This is a genomic window from Pseudomonas sp. I8001 (genome assembly GCF_013385345.1).
Classification (GTDB): Bacteria; Pseudomonadota; Gammaproteobacteria; order Pseudomonadales; family Pseudomonadaceae; genus Aquipseudomonas.
Genome location: NZ_JACAQC010000024.1, coordinates 420,982 through 427,198, shown reverse-complemented (window position 1 = coordinate 427,198; position 6,217 = coordinate 420,982). Strand labels below are relative to the sequence as shown.

8 protein-coding genes are annotated in these 6,217 nt (G+C 60.6%); 4 read left to right on the top strand and 4 right to left on the bottom strand.

What is annotated here, in order from left to right; all coding sequences use genetic code 11:
- Positions 1 to 232: 232 nt before the first annotated feature.
- Complete coding sequence (locus HX839_RS18745) at positions 233 to 1,321, bottom strand: LLM class flavin-dependent oxidoreductase (protein ID WP_177067521.1); 1,089 nt, start codon at positions 1,319 to 1,321, stop codon at positions 233 to 235.
- Positions 1,322 to 1,571: 250 nt separating this feature from the next.
- Between HX839_RS18745 and HX839_RS18740 the strand changes: the two genes are divergently transcribed.
- From HX839_RS18740 to HX839_RS18725, 4 genes are all read left to right on the top strand, one after another.
- Positions 1,572 to 2,435, top strand: a complete 864-nt coding sequence (locus tag HX839_RS18740) for an ABC transporter permease (RefSeq protein ID WP_003211316.1) — start codon at positions 1,572 to 1,574, stop codon at positions 2,433 to 2,435.
- Position 2,436: 1 nt separating this feature from the next.
- Positions 2,437 to 3,204: an ABC transporter ATP-binding protein gene (locus HX839_RS18735; protein ID WP_177067520.1), complete on the top strand. Its 768-nt coding sequence runs from the start codon at positions 2,437 to 2,439 to the stop codon at positions 3,202 to 3,204.
- Entirely contained in the window at positions 3,197 to 4,186 is a 990-nt protein-coding gene (locus HX839_RS18730) for an ABC transporter substrate-binding protein (RefSeq protein ID WP_008435483.1), read from the top strand. The genes HX839_RS18735 and HX839_RS18730 overlap by 8 nt, the downstream gene beginning before the upstream one ends.
- Before the next feature lie 69 nt (positions 4,187 to 4,255).
- Positions 4,256 to 4,879, top strand: a complete 624-nt coding sequence (locus tag HX839_RS18725) for a hypothetical protein (protein WP_008435482.1) — start codon at positions 4,256 to 4,258, stop codon at positions 4,877 to 4,879.
- On the opposite strand, the gene HX839_RS18720 is transcribed toward HX839_RS18725, so the two are convergent.
- From HX839_RS18720 to rfaH, 3 genes are all read right to left on the bottom strand, one after another.
- Positions 4,831 to 5,178 carry a hypothetical protein gene (locus HX839_RS18720; RefSeq protein WP_177067519.1) on the bottom strand — a complete coding sequence of 116 codons (348 nt, stop codon included), beginning with the start codon at positions 5,176 to 5,178 and terminating at the stop codon, positions 4,831 to 4,833. The two genes, HX839_RS18725 and HX839_RS18720, sit on opposite strands and share 49 nt — an antisense overlap.
- The gene (locus HX839_RS18715) at positions 5,175 to 5,483 is read right to left on the bottom strand and encodes a hypothetical protein (RefSeq protein WP_023658750.1); all 309 of its coding nucleotides are present in this window, start codon (positions 5,481 to 5,483) and stop codon (positions 5,175 to 5,177) included. The genes HX839_RS18720 and HX839_RS18715 overlap by 4 nt, the downstream gene beginning before the upstream one ends.
- Before the next feature lie 120 nt (positions 5,484 to 5,603).
- Positions 5,604 to 6,113: a transcription/translation regulatory transformer protein RfaH gene (gene rfaH / locus HX839_RS18710; protein WP_003211330.1), complete on the bottom strand. Its 510-nt coding sequence runs from the start codon at positions 6,111 to 6,113 to the stop codon at positions 5,604 to 5,606.
- Between the last annotated feature and the right edge of the window lie 104 nt (positions 6,114 to 6,217).

Here is a 6,217-nt window from a genome sequence, read left to right as displayed (position 1 = left end):
ATGCCGATTTAGCCGCGCCGGGCCATGGATGGCCCGTCGCGGCGGCCCGCGGAACCGGGCCGGAGTGCGGGCATGCCGAGCCTAGGCGAGGCACCGAGTGGTGGGGCAAAGACCTTTTGGTTACTTTTGGCTGGGCCGGCATTCCGGGCGTTTGCCAAAAGTGACCCGCTGTAAGAGCGGAACCATAAGCCGCCGTTACCGAAGAAACGGATATGTACTCGGTCCCCCTCCCTCAGGCCACTTTTCCAGCCGCCTGGCGCTCCCGCTCAGCCACCAACTGCCGAGTCAGCGGAATCAGCCTCTTCCCGTAATCAATAGCATCATTCAGCGGATCAAACCCACGAATCAAAAAGGTCGTGATACCCAGGTCGTAATAGTCGAGCAGAGCCTCGGCCACCTGATCCGCAGTACCCACCAAAGAAGTAGAGTTACCCTGGGCCCCCAGCAACCCCGCAATCCCGGTCCACAACCGCTTATCCAACCGCGACCCCTGGGCCGCCGCCGCCAACAGCCGCCGCGACCCCTCATTCGGCGGTTCACGCCTCACAAACCCATTCTCCTCAGCCAGCGCCGTCGCCTGCTCCAGGATGCGATCCGCACGCTCCCAAGCCAGCGCTTCAGTCTCTGCCAGAATCGGCCGCAGCGACAAACTGAAGCGAACCGTACGCCCATGCCTGGCCGCCTCAGCCCGCACCTGGGTGACCACTTCCTTCACCTGCTCGTAGGTCTCACCCCACAGCGCATACACATCCGCATGCTTGCCCGCCACCGCAATGGCCGCCGCTGAAGACCCGCCAAAATACAACGGTATATGCGGCTGCTGCGGCGACTTCACCGTCGAAAACGCACCCTCGTACCGGTAGTAAGTGCCGTGATGGTCGAAGGGCTTTTCACTGGTCCATTCCTGCCGCATCACGCTCAAGTATTCGTCGGTGCGCGCATAACGCTCATCCTTGTCGATATGACTGCCATCGGCCCGCAGTTCACGGTCGTCGCCGCCGGTGATGATGTGCACCGCGGTGCGCCCGCCGTTGAACACATCCAGCGTGGCGAACTGCCGCGCAGCGAGGGTGGGTTGGACGAAGCCGGGCCGGTGGGCAATCAGGAACTGCAGCTTTTTCGTCACGCTGGCCGCATGGGCAGCGATCAACGTACTGTCCGGGCTGTTGGAATGGAAGGCCACCAGCGCGCGGTCGAAGCCGGCCTCTTCGTGGGCGCGGGCCACGGTCTCCACGTAGTCGGGCTGCAAGGTCGGGCCGCTGCGAGGGTGGATCTCGGAGGCGTGGTGGCCGCCGATATAGCCGATAAATTCGATGCTCATGGTCAGTCCTTGTTGAGGGCAGGAATAAAGCTGCTATCGAAAATAGGGGCCGCACCCGGGCCTGTAAAATGCCGATTGGTTCTATCCTAATTATAAAAATACAGAATCATATTTTTATATCGTTATCAGTAATACGCATTTTAATCGTATTAGGTTATTCCCAAATAGAATTTCACTGAGGTTTTTTATGCGAATAGCATGAAACCGCAGCGGCGCTCCTGGCCGTGTTCTTGATGAGGAAGGAAGCCCGATGACTGAAAAGTCCCTTAACGCCAGTTCGTTTTCCGTCGACAAGGCCGAGGGTCAAGCCGGTGTTGCATCCCGCTTGATTCCGCGCTGGCTGCGCAACTGGCGCACCCCCGATGTGTTGCTGCGGCTGGTCAGCCCGATTGTGTTGCTGTTGCTGTGGGAACTGGCCTCCGAGCTGGGCTTGATTCCGGCACGGATCATCGCCGCGCCGTCTCAGATTGGCGGCACCCTGTGGGCAATGATCGTCTCCGGAGAGCTGGGCAAGCACCTGCTGGTGTCCCTGCAACGGGCGCTGCTGGGCTTGAGCATCGGCGTGAGTATCGGGGTGGTGGCCGCGTTGATCACCGGCCTGTCGAAGCGCGGCGAGGTAATCCTCGACTCACCGATGCAGATGCTGCGCACCATTCCTTCCCTGGCACTGGTGCCGTTGTTCATCCTCTGGTTCGGCATCGGCGAGTTCACCAAGATCGCACTTATCGTTACCGGCACCACCTTTCCGGTGTACCTCAACCTGTTCGCCGGCATCCGCAACATCGACCCCAAACTGATCGAGGCCGCCAACACCCTCGGCCTCAACCGTCGCGAGCTGATCTGGCACGTGATCCTGCCGGGCTCGTTGCCTTCGTTTTTTGTCGGCCTGCGCTATTCCCTGGGCATCTCCTGGCTGGCCCTGGTGTTTGTCGAGCAAATCAACACCACCGCCGGTATCGGCTACCTGGCCAGTGATGCGCGGGACTTCATGCGCACCGACGTGATCGTGATCTGCCTGTTGATCTATAGCGTGCTGGGCCTGCTGATCGACGGCTTGATCCGCACCCTGGAACGTTTTGCCCTGGCCTGGCGCCCATCGTTTGTGAGGAACTGACATGTCGATTCTCGAAGCTTCAACAGCACCGGTGCAGTTGCGCAATGTGGTGCGCCAGTTCGGCCAGCAGCGGGTCATCGACGGCCTGGACCTGGATATCGCCCCGGGGGAGTTCGTTGCGTTGCTGGGCGCCAGCGGGTCCGGCAAGACCACTTTGCTGCGCAGCCTCGCGGGCCTGGACAGCATCGACAGCGGCCAGTTGCGCGTGCCCAAGGCCCGGGCGGCGGTGTTCCAGGAGCCACGCCTGATGCCGTGGAAGCGCGCCTGGAAAAACGTGATTCTCGGCCTGCGGGTTCCCAACGCCAAGGCCCGTGCGGTGCAGGCGTTGACGGAAGTCGGGCTGGCCCATCGGCTGGAGGCGTACCCGGCGACCCTCTCCGGCGGCGAGGCCCAGCGCGTGGCATTGGCCCGCGGCCTGGTGCGCGAGCCCAAGCTGCTGTTGCTCGACGAACCGTTCGCCGCGCTGGATGCGCTGACCCGCATCAAGATGCATCGCCTGATCATCGAACTCTGGCGCAAACACACGCCGGCCGTGTTGCTGGTGACCCACGACGTCGACGAAGCGATCCTGCTGGCCGACCGCGTGATCGTGCTGGCGGAGGGCAAGATTGCCGAGCAACTGCGCATCGACCTGCCCCGTGCACGGGATACCGGCCAGGACGGTTTCCAGGCGATTCGCGCGCGCTTGCTGAGCCTGTTGGGGGTTGAAGTGGACGCCCCGGCCGCCCAGCCTGCGAACGCCAGCGTCAGGCGGTTTGCCCATGGTTGAATTCAGAACCCTTTGCCTGTTGGCGGCTGCACTGCTGATGGGCGGTTGCGACAAAGCCGCTGAAGCGCCGAAGTCTGCATCGGATCTGTCGGGTGTGACCCTGATCCTCGGTGACCAGGCCAAGGGCTTGCGTACGGTGGTGGAGGCCGCCCACGCCCTGGATGGCATCGACTACAAGGTCCAGTGGGCCAACTTCCAGGGCGCCGCGCCGCTGTTCGAAGCCTTGCGCGCCGGCGCCGTGGACCTCGGCCCGGCCGGGGATACGCCGGTGCTGGCGGCTGCCACCGGAGGCACGCCGCTGCGTATCGTTGCGGTGCGCCGCAGTCAGGCGCGCAGCATTGCGATCCTGGTGCCGCCCGATTCACCGATCCACAGCGTGGCCGATCTGAAAGGACGCAATGTGGTGGTGTCGTCGGCCCGTGGGAGCATTTCCCAGTACCTGCTGATCCGCGCCCTGGCGAATGCCGGCGTGGATGAAAAGGACGTCAACGTCGGCTTCGTGCTGCCCACCGATGCATTACCTGCGTTCAACGCCGGCAAGATCGAAGCCTGGGCGACCTTCGGGGTGTACCAGGCGTTCGCCGAACAGCAGGGCGCGCGGGTGCTGATCAGCGGGGAGGGCATCAATACCGGCCTGACGTTTATTACCGCGTCCGATGAAGTGCTCAGCGACCCGCTCAAGCGCCAGGCGTTGCGTGACGTTTTGCAGCGGTTCGCCAAGGCTTTTGAATGGGCGCAGCAGAACCCCGAGGAATACGCACGGGTGTTTGCCACGGTCAACGATATTCCGCTCAAGGTTTCACAGTTGCTGCGCACATGGGGTGATGAGTCGCTGCTGCCGGTAGAGGAGCGGGATGTGCAGGCGTTGCAGCAGGTGGATGATTTGTTTGTGGAAAAGAAGATTTTCCCGCACCGGGTAGAGGTACGGAAACTGACGGATACCGAGGTGTTTTCGCCGCAATCGCTGGCTGGCGCGCCCTGAAGTCGTTGTGTTTTGCCCGGACCTGAGGTCTCATGGGTCCGGGAAAAACTTGCGGGTAGGGAACAGCACTTGATACGGGAAGAACTGGCGCAATATGGCGGTATCACCGTCATGATTCCGGCCGCAGTGGTGATCGCCGTCTGGCTCTGGTATTCCCGGCCCCAGGCGGTCAAGTGGTGGCTGATGACCATCGCCTGCACCTATTCCATCGTGGCGTTCAGCAAGTTGCTGTTCAAGGGCTGGGGCGTGGCGCTCCAGCAGCTGGATATTGCGGTGCTCAGCGGTCACGCCATGAATACGTCGTTGATGGTGCCCGTGGCGATGAGCCTGGTGGCGCGCCGGGTCAACCCCGAGTGGCGCTGGCCCGCAGCTATCGCCGGGATGTTGATCGCCGGCTGGTTCAGTGCCTATTGCGTGGCACCCTATATTCACCCACTCAACGAAGCACTGGCGGGTGGCTTTTTGGGCGGCATGGCGGCACTGGCGTTTCTATGGCGCCTTGAGGTGGTTGAAGTGCGGGTTTCCCCATCGTTGATCGGTGGGGGAATGGTGATCCTGTTGTTAAGTGCGATGGCACCCAAGTACAACGCCGAGAAGCTGCTCAACCATGTGGCAGTGGCCGTATCAGGTGCCGACCAGGCCCATCAGGAGCCTTCCTGGCGGACCTCTTCCATGCAGTTGAACGCCGAGTAAGTGGCCAGGTCCAGGGCCAGGTTACTTTCCACCAGCAGCTCCAGCAGCACCGTCTGGCAATTGAAGCGCCGGGCATCGCCACGGCGCTGCGAACGCTTCATCTGCTTGAACAGCGTGTCGGTTATGTCCTGCGGTGAGTTGCCGCGCAGCTGATCCAGCCAGTGGGACATGATCCGGGTGTTGCACGCATATTGCTCCGCCGGCAGTTGTTCGTGCGGTGCCAGGCCCTCGAAACCTTCAAACGTGTTCGTCAGCCTTTTCAAGGCGTAGGCCCGTTTCAGATCCTCATAAATGCTCATGGCCGCTCCTCGGTGCAGGAAATATTCGCCAATAGTTCGGCCGTCTTCATTTGCATCAGGTGGCTGTCGCCGCGGCTCTCCACGCACAGGCAGATGGACAGGGGATTGCTCACCTGCAACTTGAAGCGCCAGTCGGCAAACACCATTGAAAGCCCGGTACAGGATTCGTCACTGTCCAGGGAATGGCCGGCGTATAACACCTGCATGCGTTCTACAACGGTGGTTGAACTATTAACCTTGACGTGAATGTTTCCCGAAGAAGGAAACAGGCCGATACGCTCTACCAATAGCTTTGAACTTTTCATGGCCGTCCCTCGCTGTTAATTCACGTATTACTTTATTCTCAAGAGGTGAAAAAGTAAGCGGATGTTATTTTTAGTCTGTTATTAAGTTGAATGTTATTTCTTGTCTGTTCAGCGCCGCTATCAGTCACTTCTTTGCACTCGGCTGATTTCTGCCAATGGCAAGTTGATGCGTTGTTCCCGTTGCAGGAAGTTCATCAGCAACACCACACGTTCCTCACCGTCCATGGCCAGGAAGACCGCTTCAAGTTCGGCAAACGGCCCTTCATTGATGCGCACGCTTTCGCCGGGCTGCAACAGGGCGCTCACCACGGCCTGGTGGTCGCGCTCCTGGAGTTCGTCCACCAGCGTGTCGCTGATGGGCAACGGGTGCGCGCCGAATGCCACCACCCGCGACACACCGCGGGTCGAGCGCAGTGAGCTCCAGCTGTCCTGCTGGCTCATTTGAATAAACAGATAGCCTGGAAACAACGATTCACGGGTGGTCCTGCGCTGGCCCTTCAACAGCCGTTCGCGTTTATAGGTAGACCGGAAGCAGGTATAGCCCTGGCGCTGGAGGTGCTCCTCGGCGCGCTCGTCCTGCCGGGATTTGCACTGGACCAGGTACCAGGCTTTGTTGGCATTTGCGCTCATGGGAGTTCCTCTTCCTATATAAGGCGATACGTGACAAGGCTGTAATTTAAAGCCGATGGGGGTGACGAAGTAATGAATGTTATAAATTGTCGGGTTGAAGTCGG